The 22,062-nt window shown below is 66.9% G+C and carries 22 protein-coding genes; 5 read left to right on the plus strand and 17 right to left on the minus strand.

Going from position 1 to position 22,062, the window contains the following annotated elements; translation table 11 throughout:
- Positions 1 to 63: 63 nt before the first annotated feature.
- Positions 64 to 861, minus strand: coding sequence for an alpha/beta fold hydrolase (locus LX81_RS02700; protein WP_111535755.1), 798 nt, complete (start codon positions 859 to 861; stop codon positions 64 to 66).
- Between the two features lie 636 nt (positions 862 to 1,497).
- Complete coding sequence (locus LX81_RS02705; protein ID WP_111535756.1) at positions 1,498 to 1,683, minus strand: hypothetical protein; 186 nt, start codon at positions 1,681 to 1,683, stop codon at positions 1,498 to 1,500.
- Between the two features lie 415 nt (positions 1,684 to 2,098).
- On the opposite strand from LX81_RS02705, the gene LX81_RS02710 reads away from it, so the two are divergent.
- Complete coding sequence (locus LX81_RS02710; protein WP_111535757.1) at positions 2,099 to 3,004, plus strand: LysR family transcriptional regulator; 906 nt, start codon at positions 2,099 to 2,101, stop codon at positions 3,002 to 3,004.
- 9 nt (positions 3,005 to 3,013) lie between these two features.
- Here LX81_RS02710 and LX81_RS02715 read toward each other — a convergent pair whose 3' ends face one another.
- Genes LX81_RS02715 through LX81_RS02735 form a run of 5 tightly spaced genes read right to left on the minus strand, consistent with a single transcriptional unit; the run spans position 3,014 to position 8,218 of the window.
- Positions 3,014 to 3,949, minus strand: coding sequence for an OmpA family protein (locus LX81_RS02715; protein ID WP_234822463.1), 936 nt, complete (start codon positions 3,947 to 3,949; stop codon positions 3,014 to 3,016).
- A 40-nt stretch (positions 3,950 to 3,989) separates the two neighbouring features.
- Positions 3,990 to 4,706, minus strand: a complete 717-nt coding sequence (locus tag LX81_RS02720) for a GNAT family N-acetyltransferase (protein WP_234822464.1) — start codon at positions 4,704 to 4,706, stop codon at positions 3,990 to 3,992.
- Entirely contained in the window at positions 4,703 to 5,434 is a 732-nt protein-coding gene (locus LX81_RS02725) for a competence/damage-inducible protein A (protein ID WP_111535759.1), read from the minus strand. Before LX81_RS02725 ends, LX81_RS02720 begins: the two co-directional genes overlap by 4 nt.
- Positions 5,435 to 5,487: 53 nt before the next feature.
- The gene (locus tag LX81_RS02730; RefSeq protein ID WP_111535760.1) at positions 5,488 to 6,708 is read right to left on the minus strand and encodes an NAD(P)/FAD-dependent oxidoreductase; all 1,221 of its coding nucleotides are present in this window, start codon (positions 6,706 to 6,708) and stop codon (positions 5,488 to 5,490) included.
- 46 nt (positions 6,709 to 6,754) lie between these two features.
- On the minus strand, positions 6,755 to 8,218 hold the full coding sequence (locus LX81_RS02735) for an amidase (protein ID WP_111535761.1): 1,464 nt from the start codon (positions 8,216 to 8,218) through the stop codon (positions 6,755 to 6,757).
- A 267-nt stretch (positions 8,219 to 8,485) separates the two neighbouring features.
- On the opposite strand from LX81_RS02735, the gene map reads away from it, so the two are divergent.
- On the plus strand, positions 8,486 to 9,298 hold the full coding sequence (gene map / locus LX81_RS02740) for a type I methionyl aminopeptidase (protein WP_234822465.1): 813 nt from the start codon (positions 8,486 to 8,488) through the stop codon (positions 9,296 to 9,298).
- A 5-nt stretch (positions 9,299 to 9,303) separates the two neighbouring features.
- Here the strand turns inward: map and rsmD are convergent, their stop codons facing one another.
- Together rsmD and LX81_RS02750 are read right to left on the minus strand one after the other, a co-directional pair.
- Positions 9,304 to 9,864, minus strand: a complete 561-nt coding sequence (rsmD, locus tag LX81_RS02745) for a 16S rRNA (guanine(966)-N(2))-methyltransferase RsmD (RefSeq protein ID WP_111535763.1) — start codon at positions 9,862 to 9,864, stop codon at positions 9,304 to 9,306.
- Positions 9,861 to 11,072, minus strand: a complete 1,212-nt coding sequence (locus tag LX81_RS02750) for an NAD(P)/FAD-dependent oxidoreductase (protein WP_111535764.1) — start codon at positions 11,070 to 11,072, stop codon at positions 9,861 to 9,863. Before LX81_RS02750 ends, rsmD begins: the two co-directional genes overlap by 4 nt.
- Positions 11,073 to 11,156: 84 nt before the next feature.
- On the opposite strand from LX81_RS02750, the gene LX81_RS02755 reads away from it, so the two are divergent.
- On the plus strand, positions 11,157 to 11,645 hold the full coding sequence (locus LX81_RS02755) for a peroxiredoxin (RefSeq protein ID WP_111535765.1): 489 nt from the start codon (positions 11,157 to 11,159) through the stop codon (positions 11,643 to 11,645).
- 19 nt (positions 11,646 to 11,664) lie between these two features.
- Here LX81_RS02755 and LX81_RS02760 read toward each other — a convergent pair whose 3' ends face one another.
- From LX81_RS02760 to LX81_RS02790, 7 genes are read right to left on the minus strand one after another with little or no spacing between them, the layout of a single operon-like run.
- Positions 11,665 to 12,585, minus strand: a complete 921-nt coding sequence (locus LX81_RS02760; protein WP_111535766.1) for a mechanosensitive ion channel family protein — start codon at positions 12,583 to 12,585, stop codon at positions 11,665 to 11,667.
- On the minus strand, positions 12,582 to 12,878 hold the full coding sequence (locus LX81_RS02765) for a 4a-hydroxytetrahydrobiopterin dehydratase (protein ID WP_111535767.1): 297 nt from the start codon (positions 12,876 to 12,878) through the stop codon (positions 12,582 to 12,584). Before LX81_RS02765 ends, LX81_RS02760 begins: the two co-directional genes overlap by 4 nt.
- On the minus strand, positions 12,875 to 14,065 hold the full coding sequence (locus LX81_RS02770) for a GNAT family N-acetyltransferase (protein WP_111535768.1): 1,191 nt from the start codon (positions 14,063 to 14,065) through the stop codon (positions 12,875 to 12,877). The genes LX81_RS02765 and LX81_RS02770 overlap by 4 nt, the downstream gene beginning before the upstream one ends.
- A gap of 31 nt (positions 14,066 to 14,096) precedes the next feature.
- A complete protein-coding gene (locus tag LX81_RS02775) occupies positions 14,097 to 14,846 on the minus strand; it encodes a glycerophosphodiester phosphodiesterase family protein (RefSeq protein ID WP_111535769.1) in 750 nt (249 codons plus the stop codon).
- Complete coding sequence (locus tag LX81_RS02780) at positions 14,843 to 15,307, minus strand: RidA family protein (protein ID WP_111536014.1); 465 nt, start codon at positions 15,305 to 15,307, stop codon at positions 14,843 to 14,845. The genes LX81_RS02775 and LX81_RS02780 overlap by 4 nt, the downstream gene beginning before the upstream one ends.
- A gap of 54 nt (positions 15,308 to 15,361) precedes the next feature.
- A complete protein-coding gene (locus tag LX81_RS02785) occupies positions 15,362 to 16,744 on the minus strand; it encodes an HlyD family type I secretion periplasmic adaptor subunit (protein WP_111535770.1) in 1,383 nt (460 codons plus the stop codon).
- The gene (locus LX81_RS02790; protein WP_111535771.1) at positions 16,741 to 18,483 is read right to left on the minus strand and encodes a type I secretion system permease/ATPase; all 1,743 of its coding nucleotides are present in this window, start codon (positions 18,481 to 18,483) and stop codon (positions 16,741 to 16,743) included. Before LX81_RS02790 ends, LX81_RS02785 begins: the two co-directional genes overlap by 4 nt.
- 202 nt (positions 18,484 to 18,685) lie before the next feature.
- Between LX81_RS02790 and LX81_RS02795 the strand changes: the two genes are divergently transcribed.
- Positions 18,686 to 19,039, plus strand: coding sequence for a hypothetical protein (locus tag LX81_RS02795; RefSeq protein WP_211322696.1), 354 nt, complete (start codon positions 18,686 to 18,688; stop codon positions 19,037 to 19,039).
- Here the strand turns inward: LX81_RS02795 and LX81_RS02800 are convergent, their stop codons facing one another.
- Positions 19,040 to 21,016, minus strand: a complete 1,977-nt coding sequence (locus LX81_RS02800; protein ID WP_170133831.1) for a lytic transglycosylase domain-containing protein — start codon at positions 21,014 to 21,016, stop codon at positions 19,040 to 19,042.
- Between the two features lie 127 nt (positions 21,017 to 21,143).
- Here LX81_RS02800 and dapA point away from each other — a divergent pair, with 127 nt between their 5' ends.
- A complete protein-coding gene (gene dapA / locus LX81_RS02805) occupies positions 21,144 to 22,019 on the plus strand; it encodes a 4-hydroxy-tetrahydrodipicolinate synthase (protein WP_111535773.1) in 876 nt (291 codons plus the stop codon).
- Positions 22,020 to 22,062: the final 43 nt, after the last annotated feature.

Here is a 22,062-nt window from a genome sequence, read left to right on the forward strand (position 1 = left end):
CCCTACCTCCCGGATGCTGCAATACGCGTGAATGTCCGGTATAGCCGCAATTCAATTCTGGCGTCAGGTTTCTGGCGAAAGTCTTGTGAGCCAGTCTTGCAGCATGGCTTTGAACAGAGCCGGTCGTTCCCAACTCAATGAATGCCCCGCAGTGTCGAGTAGTCCGTAGGTGGCTCGCGGATAGCACTCTAGCATCGCCATCGTGTCAGCATAGCCGGAGATCGAGTCCTGCCTGCCCGAAAGAATTAGCGAAGGCTTGTCGAACCGCGATGCCAACATTTCGTCGTGGTATGAGAACAAGAATTTTTCTGTCACTCGCGCTTCGAGATCGGCATCGTGGAGAGCAGCGGCGGGAACCTTCGTTTGGCGGATTTTCTCGATGATTTCAGGGGTCTGGATCACCAGTCTCTCCGCTCTACCTGCTACTGAAAAGGGCTGACCTTTAAGCAAGTCTGGTCGCGCAACAATGGGTAGCGCTTCGGGTTTTGGCGGTGGCGGGTTTGTTGGAAATCCTCCGGGAACAATGAGACACAGGCCTGCAATCAGTTCCGGATCGGAATGAGCTAGGCCTTGGGCGATATAGCTGCCACGCGACTCACCAATCACGGCAATGCCGTCATTGCCGGAAATAGAACGCGCGAAATCAAGGACGCAACCTGCAACATCATCTTGTGACTGCACATCCTCAAATCCGTTTGACTGCCCACACCCCGGCAAGTCCAAATAGATTCTGCGCCAGCCATCCAAACCTGCAAAACTTGGTTCGACCGCATCAAGCATGTGTCGGTGGTCCAACTTGCCTCCGTGAAGGACAAGCATCGGAAAACCGGAACCGAATTCAACAAAGTTTAAGTTGGTCACCGCAAACCTCCTGTCGGTTCAAAGTTAGACTCAGGACAATTTGATGTCACGTCGTCAGTCCCAGAGCCGAAATGGCTGCGAGGTAAATTCGGGTATGGCGTATGCAATGTCTTTCTAAGAACGAGTGGTCGGTTGGAAAGCAGACCTTGGCGCAGTCGCAGCGAAAAAGTAATTTGTCCGCATGGTGTGAGTTCGAGCCTGCTTCGAACTTGCGTCTGCAGAAAACGGCCGGTTCGGCGGGCCGCGCTGCAGCATTACGAGTGCTGGTGAACGCAAGCACTGGGCCGATCGCGGTTGCATCGCAGCCACTATAAGTCGCCGCCCTAACAGCACTACGCGGGCATCAGACCCACGTCCACCGCCTCTACATTCGCCCGCTGCACACAAGCTGCGCCTCGTGTGTACGATGTCTGCTCGCGGGATGTACGGGCGATGTACGCCTGCTACACATCCGGTGTACAGCCTGTGTACGTCCCGTGTATGCCGCGCCGGCCCCGATCATGGACGATGCGACGCAGAGAGTGGACACGCCGACGCTCAAGATGTCATGCCACCATCGGAGGCCGAAGCCGCGAGATCCGACACCGAGGTCCGGCACGATCTGCCCGGACCTCGCGCGATGCGGTCTCGCTTATCTCAGAGCTTGTCGGCGGGCTCGGCAGTCTCCGCCGGGGACGATGTGACGGCCTCCTCCGACTTTCCGGCAGTCTGGAACTTGATCCCCCGGCGTCGCGCGGCGCGGGCCTTGGCTGCAGCCGCGGGGGCCGGTGCTGCGAGGAATTCGGCCAGGTCGAATTTCGGCTTCATGGAAAACATGGTCATCAAGCGGCGCCTTTCTATTGCGGTATATGAGACACCGCTCGACTACATATGGGTCTCATTTGCGAATTTGAAAGCTGCAAGGCGCGGGGACCACGATCCCGGCCGGGCCATCGCACCCTCGCGCCGTCGAAAACACCCCGGATCGGGTGTCCCGCTCTCGCGTACATACGCCCGCTGCACGTCCCGTGTACGCTGTCCGCACGCGGCATGTACGTCCGCTGCACACGTGCCGCACGTCCGGTGTACGGCCCGTGCACGCGCTGTGTACGTCCTGTGTACGCTCCCATGAACGATGCGGGGCAGAAAGTGGCATTGATGCCCCAGCGCGTTTAATCCTCCTTTACGCCTTCCCCCTATGGTCCGCCTTCGACGACAGATCCGGCCCGCCCGGAAAAAATCATTGAGAGGCAAGGCGATGGACAGATTGACGGAGATGGAGGCCTTCGCGACGGTCGTCGACCAGGGCGGCTTCACGGATGCCGCGCGGAAGATGGGCATCTCCAAATCCGCCGTCTCCAAACACGTCTCCGCCCTCGAGGCCCGCCTGGGCGCCCGCCTCCTCAACCGAACCACCCGCCGCGTCAGCCCCACCGAGATCGGCCTCGCCTATTACGACCGGGCACGGCGCGTGCTCACCGACGCGGGGGAGGCCGACAGCCTCGTCACCTCGATGCAGGCAGCCCCCTCCGGGCTTCTCCGGATCAGCGTGGCGACCGATTTCGGGGTCAACCATCTCTCTCCCATACTCGGAGATTTCCTGCAGGAATATCCGGACATTACTGTCAACATGGTGCTCAACAACCGGTTCGTGGAACTGATCTCCGAGGGCTTCGACATGGCCGTCCGGATCGGCGAGCTCGAGGACAGCACGCTGCGCGCACGCAAGATCGCGGAGACGACGCGCCGGATGATCGGCTCCCCCGCCTATTTCGAGAAGTTCGGCCAGCCGCGGAAGATCGACGACCTGAACGCGCACAAGCTCCTGCACTACACGAGCCAGGCAAACGGCGCCGTCTGGAAGCTCACCGCGCCCTCGGGCGAGAAACGTCAGGTCCGCACCACCGGCTGGCTCAGCGTGAATGACGGGCAATCCCTGCTCAACGCGGCGATCTCGGGGCTCGGGATCGCATATCTGCCGTCCTTCCTCTACGCCGACGCGGCGGCGAAGGGCCTGGTCGTGGAGGCGATCCCGGACCTGCCCGTGGAGCCGCAGGGGATCTACGCGGTCTATCCGCCCGGCCGATTCACCCAGCCCAAGGTGCGCGCCTTTATCGACTTCCTCGCCCATGCTTTCGCCGACAAGGGCCCCGATCGCTGGTAGCCGCCCGGCTCAGTCGGAGAGCACCGCCTCGACCCGCCGATTGGCCCGGCGCCCCTCCTCGGTCGCGTTGGATCGGCGCGGCGCAAGGAAGGCGATCCCATCCGCGGTAAGTTGCCCAGGCGACACGCCGTAGCGCTCGACGAGCGTCTGGCGGACCGAGGCGGCGCGGCGGCGGGAAAGCGCGAGATTGGCATCGAGCCCCCCCTGCGCATCGGTATGGCCCACGAGCACGACGCGGAGTCCGGGGTCGGATTTGAGGATTCCGGCCAATGCGGCGAGGGAAGGGGAGTCATTATCGCCAAGCGTCGCCGCGCCCGCGCGGAACGTCAGCCCGTCGAGCACGACATGACCCTCGGCCATCAGGGTCGCGCGCAAATCCTCCGCCGTCGCACGTCCCTCGGTGTCCTGCGGTGAAACGAGGGGGATGTCGGTCTCCCCGCGTGAAAGTACCTCCGTCAACTGGACGAAGCCCGCGCCCGGTGCCCGGCTGACCATGAGGGACAGGGGGTGCGTTCCATCGGGCCGCTCAGCGAGGAGATAGCGGAAGTCTCCCAGGTCAACATACATCTCCGGCGCGCCGAGCACGTTGGCCGCGAAGCGAAAATCGTAACCGCCACAAGTCGCGTCGGCGCATTCGAACGCGATTTCGTACCCCGCAGCGACGATCTGACGGCGCAGCGCTTCGAGGATCTGCAACGTGGTGAGATTGCGATCCGTCAGGCGCCAGGCACGGCGCAGGATCGTCCCCTCCGCCCTTCGGACCGGCGGCCCCCCGATCTGCCAGGGCCCTGCGGGCAATGCGATGTCGCTCTCCGCCGCGCGGTCGGACACCGTTTCCCGTGCTGCGGCAGGAAAGTCGAGGGAGAGGGGTGTGGCCGCGGCCGGCGAAGCCGTGACGAGAGGCATGGCGAGTGCCTGGACCAGGATCCAAGCCCACCGGGTCACGGGACGCGGATCGGATGGGTCGATGGATGAAAGGGCGGGGTCATGGCCGGATACGGTAATGATAGCAAGGACACGCCGTGAATCCGAGGCCGGCATAGAGGGCGTTGGCCCCGGCATTGGCCTCCACGACGAGCGCAGTGAAGAGGCGCGCGCCCGCTTCCGCGGACCAGGCGGCGGCACGGCGGACAAGCGCGGCGGCGGCGCCCTGCCGCCGGAGATCCCGGCGCACCTCGAGCGCATGGAGCATTGCCACATTCTCATGGAGCGCCACGAAGGCGGTCGCGGCGGGCTGATTGCCGACACGGCCGAGAAAGGTGGATCTGGGGCCGCCCACCCGTTCCAACACCGCAATCCGTTCCGCACCGACACCTCCGGCGCGCCAGAGATCCAGCTGGATCTGAAGAGGCGGCCAGACCGCGACGCCGCCTGGGGCCGGGGCGGTGTCGAGGAGCCGTTCGACCGGACATTGTAGAAGTCTCGTCGGGTCGAGCCTGGAATAGCCGCGTTCCTCGAGGAGGCGGTCGAGATCGTCCTGATGCGCACCGACGGAGAAGAGAACCGCCTGCCCGCCGCGTTGCATCGCGCGTTCGGCTGCGGCAATGTCCTCCGCCCCGACTTCGCCTTCGGTCGTCGCCGCCGAGACCCGCTTGCCGCCCCCCGCCCCGTCGCGCAGGGTCCAGGGACCGAGCGTGGACATCGCCGCGGGCGGCCAGGTGGCGTCGATCAGGGGCCGGCACCGGGAAGGGTCGAGGCTCACGAAGCGGGCTCGTCCAGCAGATCGCGCACCTTCTTCTCCGCCTCGTCGAGCATGCCGACCTCGTCGCCACGGAGCAGGATGCGGACGAGAGGTTGGCCGTCCCGCGACGTGGGGTAGCTGCCGATGGCGATGGAGGGATAGGTCTCGGCCACGGAGGAGAGCGCCTCCGCGATGTCGCCCTCCCCGCGCACGATTTCAACCTGCCGGACCTGTCGTGCGGCGCCGTGGGCAAGCGAGGGGAGGAGCGCGTCGAGCATCGCCTCGAAGATCTTCGGCACGCCCGCCATGACATGGGCATTGCCAAGGCTGAAGCCCGGCGCCGCGGATACGGCGTTCTCGATCAGGCTGGCGCCGTCGGGGATCCGGGCCATCCTGAGCCGCGCCGCGTTGAGTTCGATCCCCCTCGCATCGTAATGCGCCGCAAGGATCGCGCGGGCATCCTCCCGCACGGAGATAGGCGCGTCGAACGCCGCGGCCACGCTTTCGGCGGTGATGTCGTCATGTGTCGGGCCGATGCCGCCAGAGGTGAAGAGTTGGTCGTAGGCGGCGGATAGCGCCCGAACCGCGTCGACGATCGCGTCCCTGTCGTCCGCCACGACCCGCACCTCGCGCAAGTCGATCCCGTAGGCGTCTAGCCGGCCGGCGAGGTGGTGCGCATTCGAATCGCGCGTGCGCCCCGAGAGGATTTCATCGCCGATGACCAGCATCGCGGCGGTCGGATTTGTCATCTGCGGCTCCCCGGTCGTCCTTCGTTTCCGGTATAGACCCGGGACCGGGGCTTTCAATGGCCGAGAAGCCCGCCATCGAGCCGCGCCACGGCCTCGGCCTCTCCCTCCATCGCGCGGGCGAGGCGTTCCGCGGTGGCGGGACCGAGTGTGAAGCCGTGATGACCATGCCCGAAATGGAGCCAGAGCCCCGGATGTCGCGGCGCCTCGCGCACGAGGGGCAGCATTCCGGGCAGACACGGCCGCGTGCCGGACCAAGCTGCGGGCTCCACCGCCTCGCCGATGGGCAGGAGTTCCCGCGCCGTCACCTCGCCCCGGCGGAGCTGCCGCGGCAGCGCGGCGGGTGCGGACGTGGAGAAGGCCGCACCCGTCGCGACCCGGAGACCCTGTCGCATCGGCGCAAGAACCGTGCTGTTCTCCGCATCAACGAGCGCCCGGCGCAAACCGTGGGTGCCGGCGAAATGCAGGTGATGACCGCGCTTCCGGACCATGGGCACGCGGTATCCGAAACGCGCCAGAAGCTCCGGCGACCACGGCCCGAGCGCGACCACGGCCCGTTCCGCCTCCTGCCCCGCAGCCCGCCAGCCCTTGCCCACCTGTTCGAGGGACATTGCATCGCCCGTCGCGATCGTTCCGCCGCGCGCGACGAAGAGGCGGGCATAGGCGGCAACGAGCTCGCCCGGCGCGCTGCACCGCCATGTCTCGCTCCAGAGGATCGCCCCGGCGAGGCGCCGTTCGAGCGCCGGCTCCGCGCGGCCGAGCGCATCGCCGTCATGGGGCGTGAAGGCGCAATCGTGGCGCTCCCGCATCCGCTCCGCCTCCTGCAAGGCAGCGTCGAACGCCCCGGGCGTGCGGTAGGCGTCCCAGTAGCCGTCGCGATGGATGATGTTGTCGGCCCCGGCCTCTGCGATCAGCGGCGCGTGGGTCGGCACCGCCTCCGCGATCAGCCGCGCATAGGTACGGGAGATCCGCGCGTGAGAGGCGGGGCGCGACTGCCACCAGTAGCGCAGGAGTGCCCCCGCCTGCCCCGGCAGCGCCCGTGGATCGAGGGCCACGGCGTTCCGGTAACCCACGGCCATCCGCGCGAGATCCCAGACCCGCCATGGAAGCGCATAGGGCTCCGCCGCCTCCGCCTGGATGAGGCCCGCATTGCCGTAGCTCGTCTCCTCCCCCGGCGCACGACGATCGAGGAGGAGACAATCGTGGCCGCGGGCCTGCAGCGCCAGGGCCGTCGCGACGCCGACCATGCCGCCGCCGAGGACAAGTACGTCGCTCACGGCCGGACCCGGGATGTCGTATGGTCACCGGGCACGCGCATGATCGTCAGAGATCGAGGAAGCCGGGCATCTCCGAGATCGGCCGCGCCGTCGCGAGTGCCGCGATGTCGGGCGGCGGCGTGCGCAGGTCCGGATCACCCGCGATTATCGTCTCGATCGACGCGGCCGCCGCGAGAAGCGCGCGATCGTCGCCCCGCCGTCCGATGAGCTGCAAGCCGAAAGGCATGCCCGCTTCATCGAGGCCGCAGGGCAGGCTCAGGCAGGGATGACCGGCGATCGTCGTGGCATAGGCGCAGGCCAGCCAGTGAAAATAGCTCTCGGTCCGCTGCCCGTCGATCTCGGTCGGATAGAGCTCGTGCCAATCGCGCGGACTGATCGTGATCGCCGGCGCGAGGAGCAGGTCGTACTCGTCGAAGAAAGCCTGCCAACGGCGGTAATAGGCACTTTGGTCGGTGAGCGCACGCGCGACGTCGAGCGCGGAATAGCCCAGGCCCTCGGCCACGTTCTCGTGGACGTTCGGACCGACCTTGTCGGGATAGTCGCGAGTGTAATCGAGATGGCCGCCAAGGAATGACACGGCACGCAGGACGGAGAAGATCCGGTCTGCGCCCGAGCAATCGGGTGTTTCTTCGGCATGCCCGAGCGACAACTTGGCGAGCGCGGCACGGAAGGCACGACGGACGATCCCCTCGACGGGTGCGAAGCCGAAATCCTCGGTCGCGGCGATGCGGAGCGTGGAAGGATCGACCTCGCCCGGATGCGCGAGATCGCCCCAATCGGGCCGCGCGGGCGAGAACGGATCGCCTCGGTCGGGGCGCGCCATGACATCGAGCATGAGCGCCGCGTCGTCCACGTTGCGCGCCATCGGCCCCGAACTCGAAAGCCAGAGCGTCGCGAGACCACGCGTCTCGCCCGGAACGACGCCCGGCGACGGACGCATGCCGACGACGCCGCAGAAGGACGCGGGATTGCGCAACGACCCGCCCATGTCGGAGCCCGTGGCGAGCGGCGCCATCCCGCAGGCGAGCGCCACGGCGGAGCCGCCGGAGGAGCCGGCCGAGCTCCGCGTCGGGTCGTAGGGATTGCCCGTCGCGCCGTAGACGCGGTTGCGCGTGTTCGCCCCCGCCGACCATTCGGGGCAGTTCGTCTTGCCGAGGATCACCGCCCCGGCGCCGCGCATCTCCCTGACGATGGGATCGTCGCCCTGGGCCACGTTGTCTGCATAAATCTCCGAACCGAAAGTCGTGGGCAGGTCGGCGACGTCGATCATGTCCTTGACCGCGACCGGCAATCCGGTCAGCCGCCCGAGCGCGCCGCGCATCACCGCCGCCTCCGCGCGCTCGGCCTCGGCGAGGCAGGTCTCGGGCGACCAGGCGACGATGGCGTTTACGGCCGGGTTCACCGCTTCGGTCCGTGCGATGCAGGCGCGGGCGAGCTCCACCGGCGAGAGGGTGCGCCGCCGGATCGCTTCGAGTGCGTCGCGTGCGGTCAGATCGGCCGGATCGCTCATGCCAGCACCCCAGCCGGAAGCGTCCCTGTCCGAACCGTCATCTCGTCCCTTACACCACGATCGCCCAACTGCATTCTCCTGTCCGTATCAAGGCCGCAGGATCGCGCCGTGAGCCGGGAGGTCAAGCACTTCCGTCCTCCCGACCGGACCTGCCGACGACCACGCGGACGTCCTGCGGGCCACCCCTGACAGGGCAGGACGACGCGGCACTGGAACGCGGACCCCGTTCGCCCTATATTCGGGGCGCATCGAATCTGGAGCGTCGCCGTGGACGGAACGAACCGCAATCGCCTCACCAAGGAGGGTATCCGCATTCATCCCGCCGAGGATTTCGACGGCATGATGACGGCTGGCGCCCTTGCCGCACGTATCCTCGACGACATCGCCGACCATGTGGAGCCCGGCCGGACAACCGGCGAGCTCGACGAACTCATCACCGGATGGGTCGAAGACGCGGGCGCGACCTCCGCCACGATCGGCTACAAGGGATATCAGCACGCGAGCTGCATCTCCCTCAACCACGTGGTCTGCCACGGCATTCCCGGCGACAAGAAGCTCAAGGACGGCGACATCCTCAACATCGACGTCACGGTGATCGTCGATGGGTGGTACGGCGACACGAGCCGGATGTACGTCGCGGGCAAGCTGCCGCGGAAGGCGGAGCGGCTGATCGAGGTGACGCACGACGCGCTCATGCGCGGGATCGAGATGGTGCGTCCGGGCCGGACCTTCGGCGATATCGGCCACGCGATCCAGTCCTATGTCGAGGCCGAACGGATGTCGGTCGTGCGCGATTTCTGCGGCCACGGGCTCGGGCGGGTCTTCCACGCGCCGCCGAACGTCCTTCATTACGGTCGTCCCGGAACCGGTCCCGTCCTTGAGGAGGGGATGTTCTTCACCATCGAGCCGATGGTCAATCTCGGCCGTCCGGAGACCAAGGTGCTGTCCGACGACTGGACCGCCGTGACCCGCGACAAGTCGCTGTCCGCGCAATTCGAGCATTCGATCGGCGTGACGGCGGACGGCGCCGCGATCTTCACCTTGTCGCCCACGGGCCGCTTCCACCCGACGCGAGCCTGACGCCCCTACTCCAGGTATCTCGCTAAGGTGATTGTGGTATCGCCGTAGCGCCGGCGATCAAGCAACACGAGTTCTTGCGGCAGGATCGGCGCCGTGGCTTCCTCCCAGACGATCAGCGCCCCCGGAGCGATCCAGCCGCCCGCGATCGCGGCAGACATCGCCCTTTCACCGAGCCCCGCGCCATAGGGCGGGTCGAGAAAGACGAGATCGGAGGCGATCTCCGATCGGCCGAGGCGCGTCGCATCGGCGCGGAGCAGCGTCGCGCGATCGCCGAGGCCCAGCGCCGCGAGATTCTTCGCGACGAGCGCCTGTCCCTTGCGCCCGTTCTCCACGAACCGCGCCGAGGCGGCCCCGCGCGACAAGGCTTCGATCCCGAGCGCGCCCGTACCCGCGAAGAGATCAAGCACCGCCGCGCCGTCCAGCGGATCGCCGAACGCCCCACCCGCGAGCACGTTGAAAAGGCTTTCGCGCACCCGGTCCGTCGTGGGACGGAGATGCGCCGCGGCATCACCCTTCCCGAGCGCGGCGAGAGAACGTCCGCCGAGACTGCCCGCGACGATCCTCACCCTGCGAGAAGGGATTTGAGATCGGCTTCGGGATCGGCGACCTTCGCGGGATCGGGCGAACGCCCCCCCTCTATCAGGCGCTTGCCGACCATGTAGGCACGCGCGTCATTCATCGCGTCGACGGCGAGCAGACGGTCTCCGGCGTAATACCAATGCGACCGCGAGCGCGCCCTCTCCCCGTCGCGCACGACCACGCGGTCATAGCCGGTATTCAGCCCCGCGATCTGCAGCTTCACGTCGTACTGATCCGACCAGAACCACGGCTTCGGAACGTAGGCCGTTTCAGCGCCAAGCATGTTCCGCGCCACCTGCTCCGCCATCTCGATGGCGTTCTGAACCGATTCGAGGCGAAGACGGCCACCGTCATGGGGCAAGACGGCGCAATCGCCTGCCGCCCAGACCGCCGGATCGGAGGTGCGACCGAACGCATCGACCAGAACGCCGCCCGCGACCTCGAGACCTGCCGTTTCCGCGAGAGGCGCGCTCGGCATGAGCCCGATCCCGACCACAACCAGATCGGCAGGGATCTCGGCTCCGTCAGAGAGACGGGCGCCCTTGACGCGCCCCTCTCCCAGAAGCCGCTCGAGGCCCGCATGCTCGAGGATCTCCACCCCCTCCTCCGCATGGAGCGCGCGGAAATATCCCGACGTCTCTTCCGCCGCGACCCGGCCGAGCACGCGCAGCCCCGCTTCGACGAGGGTCACGCTGAGGCCGAGCTTCCGGGCCGCCGCCGCGGCCTCGAGCCCGATATACCCGCCACCGACCACGAGCAGGCGGGACGCGGCGCGGAGCGCGGGTTCGAGGCGGTCGATATCCTCCAGCGTCCGGATCGAGTACACCCCGTCGAGCTCTCCCCCGATGTCGGCCGGCAACTTGCGGGGGGCCAGCCCCGTCGCGAGCGCGAGTTGATCATAGGCAAGCTCCTCACCGCCGACACGCACTGTCTTCGCGGCAAGGTCGAGATCCGTCGCTGGCCCGCCGAGGCGCAGGGTGATGGCGTTCTCCTGCCACCAGTCGGGCGCGCGAAGAAACAGCCGCTCCCGCGCCATCTCGCCCAGAAGATAGGCCTTGGAAAGCGGCGGACGCTGGTAGGGCGGGACCGGCTCCGCACCGACGAGGGTGATCTCGCCCTCGAACCCTTCGGTCCGGAGGGTGGAGACCAGCGAGCTTCCCGCCTGGCCCGCGCCGATCACGACGATATGCGACATCGGCCTGCCTCCGTCTGGCGAACTCTGCCGGGCGACCCTATAACCGCTCGCAGAGCCAGCGCAACAAACCCGAAAGGTCACGACATGAGCATTTCCGAAGGCGACGCCCTCCCCGATGCGACGCTCGTCCGAATCGGCGCGGAGGGGCCCGAAAGCGTATCCCTCGCCGCGATCCTCGGTTCCGGCAAGGCGGTGATCTTCGGCGTTCCGGGCGCCTTTACCGGCACCTGCACCACCGCCCACGTGCCAAGCTTCATCCGCACGAAAGACGGATTCAGCGAGAAGGGCGTCGAGAAGATCGTCTGCGTTGCCGTGAACGATCCCTTCGTCGTCAAGGCCTGGTCGGAGCAGACGGGCGCCGGCGATGCCGGCATCGAGATGCTGGGCGATCCGGGTGCGGAGTTCACGAAGGCGATCGGGATGAACTTCACCGCGCCGCCCGTGGGTTTCTACGACCGCTCGCGGCGCTATGCGATGGTCGTCGAGGACGGCCGGGTCGTGGCGCTGCACGCGGAGGAGAGCCCCGGCGTCTGCGAGACTTCGGGTGGCGAGGCGCTTCTCGCCACGCTCTGATCCCGAGGGGGCCGGACCGTCAGGTCTGGCTCTCGTCTTCCCGGACGATATCCTCCGAGGTCGCGCCGGACGGGCCGTGATTGGGCGAGGCCGATCCGCCTTCCATGACAAGCGTGCGGGTGGGGAAGGGGATCGGGATGCCCTTCGCGTCGAGCGCTTCCTTCACCCTGCGGGTCATGTCGGTCTGGTAGGCGAAGTAATCGGCGGAGGCGACCCAGACCCGCACGAGGAAATCGACGGAGCTGTCGTTGAGGTTGTTGACCTGAATGAAGGGAGCGGGCTCCTTCATCGAACGTTCGTCACCCATGATCGTATCGATGATGACCCGTTCCGCCTCCGCGAGATTCGCCCCGTACCCGACGCCGAACGTCCATTCCGCGCGCCGCGTCGGATAGCCCGAATAATTGATGATCGTGTTTCCCCAGACCTGGGAGTTCGGGATGACGATCTGCACGTTGCCGATATTGGCGAGCTCGGTGAAGTTGAGCGAAATGTCCTTCACCGTCCCCATCTGTCCGTTCACCTCCACGAAATCGCCGGTCTTGATCGGACGGAAGAAGATGATCATCACCCCCGCCGCGACGTTCGACAGCGTCCCCTGCAGCGCTAGGCCGATGGCGAGGCCCGCTGCACCGATGACGGCGACAACGCTCGTGGTCTGAATCCCGAACGTGTTGAGCACAATCAGGATCGAGAAACCGATAATGATGTAGCGGGCGATATTGCCGAGGAAGTTGAAGAGCGTCTCGTCGAGATGCGCATGGCGCCCGCCGATGCTGCGGATGCGGCGCATCACCCATCCCGCGACGACGAATCCCACGACCAGGATCGCGATCGCGGCTAGGACGTCGCCCAGGATCGCCACCAGGAACTGGAGCGAAAGGATGTCACCGAGCGAGGTGCCACCCATGATTTCGGTATTCAGTATCGAGTCGATCATTCCGCGAGAGCATCCATGCGTTTGGCCAGCCTGATATCGAGCGGCGACAGACCATCCACGTCATGCGTCGTCAAGGTCACCTCCACCGTACGGTAAACGTTGCGCCATTCGGGGTGATGATCGAGCTTCTCCGCATGGAGCGCCACACGCGCCATGAACCCGAACGCCTCCACGAAATTCCTGAACCTGAAGGTCTTCTCGATGGCGTCGCGGCCCTCGACCTCGCTCCAGCCGCGCTCGCCCAACTCGGCCAGGGCCGCGCGCCGCTCGTCCGCCGGAAGCTTCTGCGTCATTCGCTTTCTCCCTTCACCTTGCGGAAGGGCCCGAAGCTCGTCAGCACCTCGATCTCCTCGTCGACCGCTTCCCGCTCCGCCACGAGAAATTGCCGCACGGCCCGGGCAAATCCCTCGTCCGCGATCCAGTGCAGCGAATGGGTCGGGACCGGGAGATATCCGCGCGCCAGCTTGTGCTCCCCCTGCGCTCCCGCTTCCACGCGCGTCAGGCCGTTCGCCAATGCCCAATCGATCGCCTGATAGTAGCAAAGCTCGAAATGCAGCGCATTATGATCCTCGATGCATCCCCAGTATCGTCCATAGAGCGTGTCCCGCCCGATGAAGTTCAAGGCACCCGCCACGGCCTGTCCGTCCCGCTCCGCGAGGATCAGGAGGACATCGTCGCGCATCGTCTCGTGCACGCGGTCGAAGAAGCTCCGGGTGAGATAGGGGGTGCCCCATTTTCGGGCCCCGGTATCCTGATAGAAGCGCCAGAACGCGTCCCAGTGATGCGGCTGGATCTCCTCCCCCGTGAGCGTCACGATGCGCCCGCCGAAACCCTGAGCCGCCTCCCGCTCCTTGCGGATGTTCTTGCGCTTGCGGCTCGAGAGGGACGCGAGGAATCCGTCGAAATCGTCGTAATCCCGATCCAGCCAGTGAAACTGCTGGCCGGTCCGGTGCAGCAGGCCCGCTTCCTCGCCGGACGCGGCTTCCTCACCGGTGCAGAAGGTCGCGTGAAGCGAGGAGAGTCCGTTCTGCGCCGCGATCTGCACGGCACCCTGGATCAGCGCCGCCCGGCCGGTCTCCTCGAACCCCTCCCGGGTCAGGAAACGTCGCCCGGTGGCCGGCGTGAAGGGCACCGCGATCTGCAGCTTGGGATAGTAGCGGCCACCCGCTCGCTCGTAGGCATGGGCCCAGTTGTAGTCGAAGATGTACTCGCCCTGGCTGTGGCCCTTGGCGTAGAGCGGCGCGCAGGCGATCGCCTCGCCGTCGATACGCGCGACGAGGTATTGCGGTTGCCAGCCCGTACCCGGGCCGACGGAACCGCTTTCCTCGAGCGCCGAGAGGAAACGGTACGTGGTGAACGGGTCGCGCGGACGTCCCGTCACCGCTTCCGGGCAGGCGCAGCTATCCCACTCCGCAGGGTCGATCTCGGAAAGGTCGGGATGGGCGCCAACCTCGATCTGGGTCTCTCGTGTTTCGGTCATGACGCAGAAACTGGCGTGCCGCTGCAGCGATTCAAGCGGGCCGGTACCCTTCGAACGTGATGTTGTCCGCCACGCGGCGCGCTTCGGATTCTTCCGCCGTATCGCGGACGGTCCAGCAGAGGACATCCGCCCCGGCCCGCGCGAGTTCCGAAACGCGGGGCATGTCGAGCGACCGGTGATCGTGGCTGACGAAGACGGCGCCTACGGCATCGTAGGCCTCGATCCGACGCAAGCGGTCGCGCGCGGCCTCCGTTCCGGGCCAGTCATCCGTGTCGAAGGCACAGGTCGTGAGGCCCCGAATCACATCCGGGGCGCGTCGTGCCATCATGGAGATCATGTTTGGATTGAACGACATCACCGCCGCCGGACCGTCATAGTCCGACAGCGCACGTGCCACGGCATCTTCGAGGCGGCCATCCGTCTCCCCCAGATGCCCGGTGGGATCCTTCAACTCCACGAGGAGAGGTACGCGACCGGCGACACGGGCGAGCGTCCGATCCAGCGTCTCGATCCGATCCCTGGGCCCGATTGCGATCCGGCCCAGGGTTTCGGCGTCGCGTTCCGCAACCTCGCCGCTCTCGGCGGTGAGCCGGTCGAGCGTCGCGTCGTGGAAGACCATTGCCTGTCCGTCACGGCTGATCCGAACGTCGAGCTCGATCCCGTAGCCCGAGGCGATCGCCGCCTCGAAGGCCCGCGCGCTGTTCTCAGGTATGCCGGCTGCCGCGTCGTGCAGCCCGCGATGCGCGATGGGCCGTTCGAGAAAGCCCCGCGGGAGCCTCATCCGATCTGGAAGATGCCCTCGATCTCGACCTGGACACCAAGGGGAAGCGAGGCCGCGCTCACCGCCGAACGGGTATGACGGCCGGCATCTCCAAGGATCTCCACGAGAAGGTCGGAGGCACCGTTGACGACTTTCGGCTGGTCGGTGAAATCGGGGGTCGAGTTCACGAAGCCTGTCAGTTTCACGACCCGGACGAGCCGGTCGAGATCGCCATCGCAGGCGGCCTTGACCTGCGCGAGGAGGCTGAGCGCGCAAGCCCGTGCCGCCTCGACCCCCTCATCAAGGGAGACCTCCGCGCCGAGCTTGCCGCGGAGCGGACCGCTTGTATCCTGGCTGATCTGACCCGAAACGAACACGAGATCGCCGATGACGACCCAAGGGACGTAATTGGCGGCCGGCGCCGGCGCGTCCGGCAGGTTCAGTCCAAGTTCCGACAGCTTCGTCGCGATCTTTCCACTCATCGTCGTACCCCGTTCGATCTTTCGCGGCACCCTGTCACGTGCCTTTCGGGGATTCTAGCTCTCCCGGAAGGCGCGGGTGAAATAATCCGCGAGCGGTTTCACGAGGTAGGCAATAGGCGTGCGATCCTCCGTCCGGAGGAAGGCATCGACCGGCATGCCCGGGATCAGGCTCAGATTGGGCGGCAGCCGCTCGAACTCTCCGGGCCGCAGGACGATCTCCGCGCGATAGAAGGCCGTCCGGTCGCGTTCGTCGGTGAAGCTGTCCGCGGAGATCTGCACGACCTCGCCGTAGAGTTCGGGCGTGGTGCGCGCATCGAATGTCGAGAAGCGCAACAGCACCTCCTGGCCGACATGGACCTGATCGATATGGATCGGCTCCACCTCCACGGCGATCACCAGCGGCCGGTCCTGCGGCACGATGTAGAGCACCGGATCGGCCGGGCGGATCACGGAGCGTTCCGCGAAGACCTCCATGCCGTAGACGATCCCCGATACAGGCGCGGTGATCTCCATCCGGCTGAGCTGCTCGGAGAGCGAAGACACCCGCTCCCTGTACTCGATCTCGTTGAACTGCAGGTCCCTGAGCTCCGTGATCGCCTCCTCCCGGCGCTCCACGGTCAGCGACAGAATCTGGCCGTCCGTCTCCGTGATCCGCTCGGCGGATTCGGCGGCGTTGGCGAGGAGCTCGCCCACCTGCCCCTCGAGCCGTGCCGCCTCGCGGCGGAGCGACAGGACGGTGCTCGCCTGGGCAAGACCACGGTCGAGCAGCGATTGCTGCGATGCGAGCTCCTCGCGGATGAGGTCGAGCTGCGACTCCAGCGCGGTCTGCTGCGAGGTGATACCCTCGATCTGACGCGAGATCTGCGACTTGCGGCCGGTGAGCTGGGCGATCGACTGGCGTACCGTGTCGTTGCGCGCCTGGAAGAGCCTGCGCTGGCCGTCGATCAACTCTGCCACCGCCGTGTCGCTGTCGGCGTAGCGTAGAAGGCTGTCGGGGAACGTGATCTCCTCTGCCTCGTCGCGCTCCGCCTCGAGCCGGGCCTTGCGCGCCTCGAGCTCGTTGAGCTGGCCGCGCGCGACGGACAGTTCGGCGCGTAGCAGGGTCGGATCGAGCTGGATCAGAACGTCGCCGGCCTCGACCTGATCCCCTTCGTCGACGAGGATCTCCTCCACGACGCCGCCGTCGGGATGCTGCACGACCTGACGGTTGCGCTCCACCTCGATCCGGCCGGAAGCGATGATCGCCCCCGAGATCTCCGTCATCGCGGCCCAGCTGCCGAAGCCTCCGACGAGCGTCAGCAAGGCCACGAGGCCCAGAAGCAGCGGCGCACGTGCCGACCATGTCCGCCGGGCGTCCTTGCGCTCGGCCGTGGCCTCGCCCTTCGGCACCGCGACCTGCGTCGGCGCGACGCGCCCGATTTCCCGACCCTTGCTCATGCGATGCCTCCTGCAGACCCCGGTTGCGACGTGATCTCCTTGTGGTTCGCTACCATGTCGCGCAACACCTCGTCCTTCGGACCGAAGGCCCGGCGCATCCCCATGTCGAGGACCACCAGCTTTTCGCACAGCTGGATCGCCGACGGGCGGTGCGCCATGATGATGACGCTGCCGCCATCGGCCTTGATGGACTGCATCGCGACGTTGAGCGCGAGGCTGCCTTCGTTGTCGAGGTTGGAATTGGGCTCGTCGAGGACGAGCAGTACCGGGTTCCCGTACATCGCACGGGCCAGTCCGATCCGCTGGACCTGTCCCCCCGAAAGCCTGCCGCCGGCGCTGCTGACCTGGGTGTCGTAGCCGTCGGGCAGTTTTAGGATCATGTCGTGCGCGGCGGCCTTCTTCGCGGCCGAGACGATGTCGGCGTCGTCCGCGTCGTCCCTGAGCCGCGCGATGTTCTGCGCGATCGTGCCCTCGAAGAGCTGGACCCGCTGCGGCAGGTAGCCGATGTGCTGCCCGAGGACGTCGGGCTCGTACTGATCGAGCGCCGCGCCGCCCAGCCGGATCTTGCCTCCCGAAACGCGCCAGACACCCACGATCGCGCGAGCGAGCGTCGACTTGCCCGAGCCCGACGGACCGATGATCCCCACCGCCTCGCCGGGCTGTACGTCGAAGGACACCATGCGCACGGAGGCCTGCTGTTGACCGGGCGGGATGATGGTGACCTGCTGCACGCTGAGATTGGCGGTCGGACGCGGCAGGGCCGTGCGTGGCGGCTCTTCCCCGACGGTGCCGAGCAGGGTCGTGAGGCCGGACCAGCCTTGCGCCGCGCGCTGGACGATCTGCCACTGGCCGAGCGCGAGATCGATCGGTGCGAGCGCGCGCCCGAGCAGGATGGAGCCCGCGATGATGCCGCCGGGCGTCATCTCTCCCTGCAGCACGAGGTAGGCGCCGAGGCCCAGCATCGCGGATTGCAGGAACAGGCGGAACGTCTTGGAGGTCGTGGTGAAGCCGCCGCCGAGGTCGCTCGCGCGGATCGTGTCGCGAAGCGAGGCGCCGCGCAGCTCCTGCCAGCGTGCGAAGGTCGCGTGCTGCATCCCGAGGGAGCGCACCATCTCCGCCTCCTGCCGGATCTGCTCGGACATCCGCTCCGCCCGGACGGTGGCGACGTTGGCGGCGCTGAGCGGGACGCGGGTGGCGATCTGGTTGAAGACCGCGACCCCGATCAGGAGCGCGCCGCCAGCGACCGCGAGGATGCCCAGCCAGGGGTGGAAGATGAAGATCACGAAGATGAAGATCGGCGTCCAAGGAATGTCGAAGAATGCCGTCAGCACGGGTGAAGACAAAAGCCGCTGTACCGCCTCGAGGTCGCGCAGGTGATTCTGTCCGGGATCGAGATCGGGGGCCACGGCGGCCTTCCGGACCATGGCCGCGAAAACCCGCCGGTCGAGTCGCGATTGGAAACGGGCACCGATTCGCGCCAGCACGCGGCCCCGCGCGAAATCGAGAACCCCCATCATCAGGAACAGGAACGCCATCAGGATGGTTAGCGCAACAAGCGTCGCCTCGGACCGCGATCCGAGCACACGGTCATAGACCTGCAGCATGTAGAGCGGCCCGGTCAGCATCAGGAGATTGACGAAAAGGCTGAAGAGGCCCACCGCCCAGAATAGCGATCGGCTCTCCGCGCGGGTGCGGCGGAGCTCTTCCGATCCACGGCTCGTGTCGGGGGATTTCTTCATGAAGGAACCTTGTGCGAACGCGTCCGGCAATACCGGTCCAGAACAATTTTACTCAAATAACGACGTGCCTGTTGAGCTTTCGTTAAGCGCAGTCAATCTAACGGAACGCCCGGGAGGTGGGAAGATGAGGACTTGGCGGAAGATGGCCGGTCGCGCTTTCGTGCCTATCCTAGCTTCGGCGGTCACGGTGGCGGGCTGAGCTGTGGCGCAGGACAGCCCCTTCGACGGTATCTGGCGCGCGAACCCGACGGCACGATGCGACTATACCGGAGAGGACGGCGGCGCGCTGAAGATCGAGGAGGACGTCCTTTTCGGCGTGGAGAACCAATGCCGGATGATCGAACCGGTGGACGTCCGGGGCATGGACGCCATTCTCTACGACATGGTGTGCGAGGGGCCCGACCCGGAATGGGCCGTCCGGGCGATGTTGATGCCGGCGGCGGACGGGGGGCTGATCCTCGTCTGGAACGGCTATGCCTACAAGTACGAGGCCTGCAGCGGAACGGCGATGCAGGGCATCGTCACGACCGCCGACGAGATCGGGGTCGCGAACTGATCAGCGACCCTTCAGGAGCGCCGTGAACTCCACAGGCGCGACCCGGCCTTCGAGCCGTGCGCGGTAGACGGGAAGCGATTCGGCCACGCGCATGACGTAATTGCGGGTTTCGTCGAACGGGATGTGCTCGATCCAGTCGATCACGTCGACCTCCGCCGATCTCGGATCCCCGTTCTCCTCGATCCATGCGATGGGCCGTCCGGGACCGGCATTGTAGCCCGCGGAGACGAGGATCGGATTGTCGCCGAACCGCGCGATCAGTCCCGCGAGATAGGCGCTGCCGAGCGTGGCATTGTAGCTCGGGTCCGAAAACAGGCGCGCGGCGGAAAAGGGCAAGTCGAGCGTCCGGGCCACGTCCCGCGCGGTGGCGGGCATGAGTTGCATGAGGCCACGCGCGCCGACGCCGGAAGCCACGCCCGGATCGAATTCGCTTTCGCGACGGGCAATGGTCAGCGCAAGCGCGGGATCGACCGGCATGTTGACGACGCCCATGCTCACGACCGGGTAGTAGGCGCGCGGCAGGGTGATGCCCCGCTGCGCCGCCTGCTTTGCGATGAGGAGCGCCAGATGCGGCTCGCCCAGCGCGAGCGCCACGTCCCCGAGCGTGCCGAGGTCCGCCTCGTCGAGCCTGTCGGCCAACGCGCGGAAGAACGTCTCCGCCAGATCCCGCTCACCCGCCGCCTGCAGGAGGAGCGCCGCCTCGAACACGCTCGACCCGGCAAATCCGCTTTCGTCGAGGGGCGGATACACCTGCTGTCCGGTGAGGCCGGGATCGAGCGGAACCCCGATCCGTTCCGCGGCCAGCAATCCATAGAAACTCGTCTGATAGGCCGCCCCCATCGCGAAGGCGTCCCGCGCCGCATCGTCGTCGCCCGCGGCCTCGTAGGCCCGCCCGAGCCAGTATCCCGCACGGCCAAGCGAGATGGGCGTCGCAACCGCATCGCGGAACCGCTGGAAATGAGTGACCGCCGCCTCCGGCCGGTCGAGGAACCGCAGCGCGAGATAGCCCGACAGCCATTCCAGCTCGGCGTAATCCGATCCCTCCACGAGCCAGTGGGACGCGGCGACGGCATAGGCGTTCTCCCGCTCTTCCCCACGCATCAGCCGGCGCGCCAGCGCGATCCGCTCATCGGCCCAGGCGTCCGGATCGCCCAGCATCTCGGCCGAGGCGCTCCGGGCGCGCATCAGGGCCACGGCATCGTCGAGGCGCTGATCCCGCAGGTGTTGTCCGAACCGGATATGGGCGAGCCCCGCATCCTGCCGCAGCGGCGCGGGCAGGTCCTCGAGAAGGACGTCGGTGACGCCACGTACGCGCGCGGCGAGCCTGGCACGACCCCGCGCGGCGAGGTCGCCTTCGCTTCGCGCGACGGAGCGGCGCAGCGCGGCTTCCGCCCCGCTCCAGAACATCCGGTCCATGCGCATGGATTCGAGCGGCGCGAGAAGGTCGGCATAATCGTGCAGGAGGAACGCCTCCGCCCCTTCGGTCATCGAGAGCGTGATCCAGGCCTCCGCGGCCTGCGCCTCCGCATCGCCGTCGCGGCCGAGAAACCGGTAGGCCTCCACGAGCGACGCGACGCCGTGTCCCGTGGCGGGCTCCGACCCCGAGAAGAAATCGAGCACCGCCTTCGCGGCCTCCGCATCACGGAAGCCGAGCGGCAGAAATTTCTCGGTTCGACGCCGCAGAAGCGGCACGTCCGGCCAGTCGCCGTTCCGCGCGAGGAAATCGCGCACGGTCGGCCAGTCTCCCAGTCCGTCGCGCAGTCGCAGCCATTCGACCACGTCGCGGCCGATCGGCCCCGCCCGGGCTCCGGCCTCGAGGGCCGAGATCCAACGACCCGCCCGCACCTCGTCGAGCGCGTCGGCGAGGCCCAGGGACATGTCGTTGCCGTCGGGCGGCGGCGTCTCCACCGCTCGGGCCGCCGCGGGAAGGATCAGGACGCCCGCGAGAAGAAGGGGAAGGAGCCGTCGGAGGATCATGCGCGATCCATATCCGATGGAACCCGTCGAAGCCAGTTCACGAACTTGGCAATGGGTGACGAGGGGTCTAGGGTCGCCGCCGAACGCGACGGGCCGGACACCCGTTCGAAAGCGCAGGGGAGACAGCATGTTCAAGGGGTCATTCGTCGCCATGGTCACGCCGTTCAAGGACGGCCGTCTCGACCTCGACACCCTGAAGGCGCTTGTCGATTGGCACGTGGCGGAGGGCACGCACGGCCTCGTGCCGGTGGGCACGACCGGCGAAAGCCCGACACTCAGTCACGAGGAGCACGAGGAGGTCGTGGCCACCGTCGTGAAGGCCGCTGCGGGCCGGATCCCGGTCGTTGCCGGAGCCGGATCGAACAACACCGCCGAAGGCATCGGGCTCGTCCGCCATGCCCAGGAGGTCGGGGCCGACGCCGCCCTCGTCGTCACGCCCTACTACAACAAGCCCACGCAGGAAGGCCTGATCGCGCATTTCACGGCGATCCACGAGGCGTCGCAGATCCCGATCATCATCTACAACATCCCCGGACGCTCCGTCGTCGACATGACACCCGCCACGATGGCGCGGCTCGCGGAACTTCCGCGGATCGTGGGCGTGAAGGACAGCACCGGCGACGTCGTTCGCGTGAGCGAGCAGCGCGCGCTCTGCGGTCCCGATTTCGTCCAGTTCTCCGGCGAGGACGCGAGCGCGTTGGGCTTCAACGCGCATGGCGGGCATGGCTGCATCAGCGTCACCGCCAATGTCGCGCCGCGTCTCTGCGCAGAGTTCCAGACCGCGACGCTGGAGGGCGACTGGACGCGCGCGCTGGAGTTGCAGGACCGGTTGCTGCCCCTCCACGAGGCGATCTTCACCGAGCCGGGACTCGTGGGGGCGAAGTACGGCCTGTCGCTTCTCGGCCGGTCGAGCACGGAGGTGCGCCTGCCGCTCGTTCCGCTCGGCGAGGCGACGCGGATGCTGCTCAAGGATGCGATGGGAGGCCTCGGGCTTCTCGGCTGACGCGCCTGCGCGCTGGACAGGCCGGGGCGCCGCCCCTATCTGG

Origin of the sequence: Palleronia aestuarii (assembly GCF_003253995.1) — a bacterium.
In the GTDB taxonomy this organism is placed as follows: Bacteria; Pseudomonadota; Alphaproteobacteria; order Rhodobacterales; family Rhodobacteraceae; genus Palleronia; species Palleronia aestuarii.

Bases quoted from the DNA above. Each gene is read 5' to 3' on its own strand.
- LX81_RS02705 (WP_111535756.1), bottom strand. From the start codon at position 1,683: ATGACCATGTTTTCCATGAAGCCGAAATTCGACCTGGCCGAATTCCTC.
- LX81_RS02710 (WP_111535757.1), top strand. From the start codon at position 2,099: ATGGACAGATTGACGGAGATGGAGGCCTTCGCGACGGTCGTCGACCAG.
- LX81_RS02725 (WP_111535759.1), bottom strand. From the start codon at position 5,434: ATGACAAATCCGACCGCCGCGATGCTGGTCATCGGCGATGAAATCCTC.
- LX81_RS02735 (WP_111535761.1), bottom strand. From the start codon at position 8,218: ATGAGCGATCCGGCCGATCTGACCGCACGCGACGCACTCGAAGCGATC.
- LX81_RS02750 (WP_111535764.1), bottom strand. From the start codon at position 11,072: ATGTCGCATATCGTCGTGATCGGCGCGGGCCAGGCGGGAAGCTCGCTG.
- LX81_RS02755 (WP_111535765.1), top strand. From the start codon at position 11,157: ATGAGCATTTCCGAAGGCGACGCCCTCCCCGATGCGACGCTCGTCCGA.
- LX81_RS02760 (WP_111535766.1), bottom strand. From the start codon at position 12,585: ATGATCGACTCGATACTGAATACCGAAATCATGGGTGGCACCTCGCTC.
- LX81_RS02765 (WP_111535767.1), bottom strand. From the start codon at position 12,878: ATGACGCAGAAGCTTCCGGCGGACGAGCGGCGCGCGGCCCTGGCCGAG.
- LX81_RS02770 (WP_111535768.1), bottom strand. From the start codon at position 14,065: ATGACCGAAACACGAGAGACCCAGATCGAGGTTGGCGCCCATCCCGAC.
- LX81_RS02775 (WP_111535769.1), bottom strand. From the start codon at position 14,846: ATGAGGCTCCCGCGGGGCTTTCTCGAACGGCCCATCGCGCATCGCGGG.
- LX81_RS02780 (WP_111536014.1), bottom strand. From the start codon at position 15,307: ATGAGTGGAAAGATCGCGACGAAGCTGTCGGAACTTGGACTGAACCTG.
- LX81_RS02785 (WP_111535770.1), bottom strand. From the start codon at position 16,744: ATGAGCAAGGGTCGGGAAATCGGGCGCGTCGCGCCGACGCAGGTCGCG.
- LX81_RS02790 (WP_111535771.1), bottom strand. From the start codon at position 18,483: ATGAAGAAATCCCCCGACACGAGCCGTGGATCGGAAGAGCTCCGCCGC.
- LX81_RS02800 (WP_170133831.1), bottom strand. From the start codon at position 21,016: ATGATCCTCCGACGGCTCCTTCCCCTTCTTCTCGCGGGCGTCCTGATC.
- dapA (WP_111535773.1), top strand. From the start codon at position 21,144: ATGTTCAAGGGGTCATTCGTCGCCATGGTCACGCCGTTCAAGGACGGC.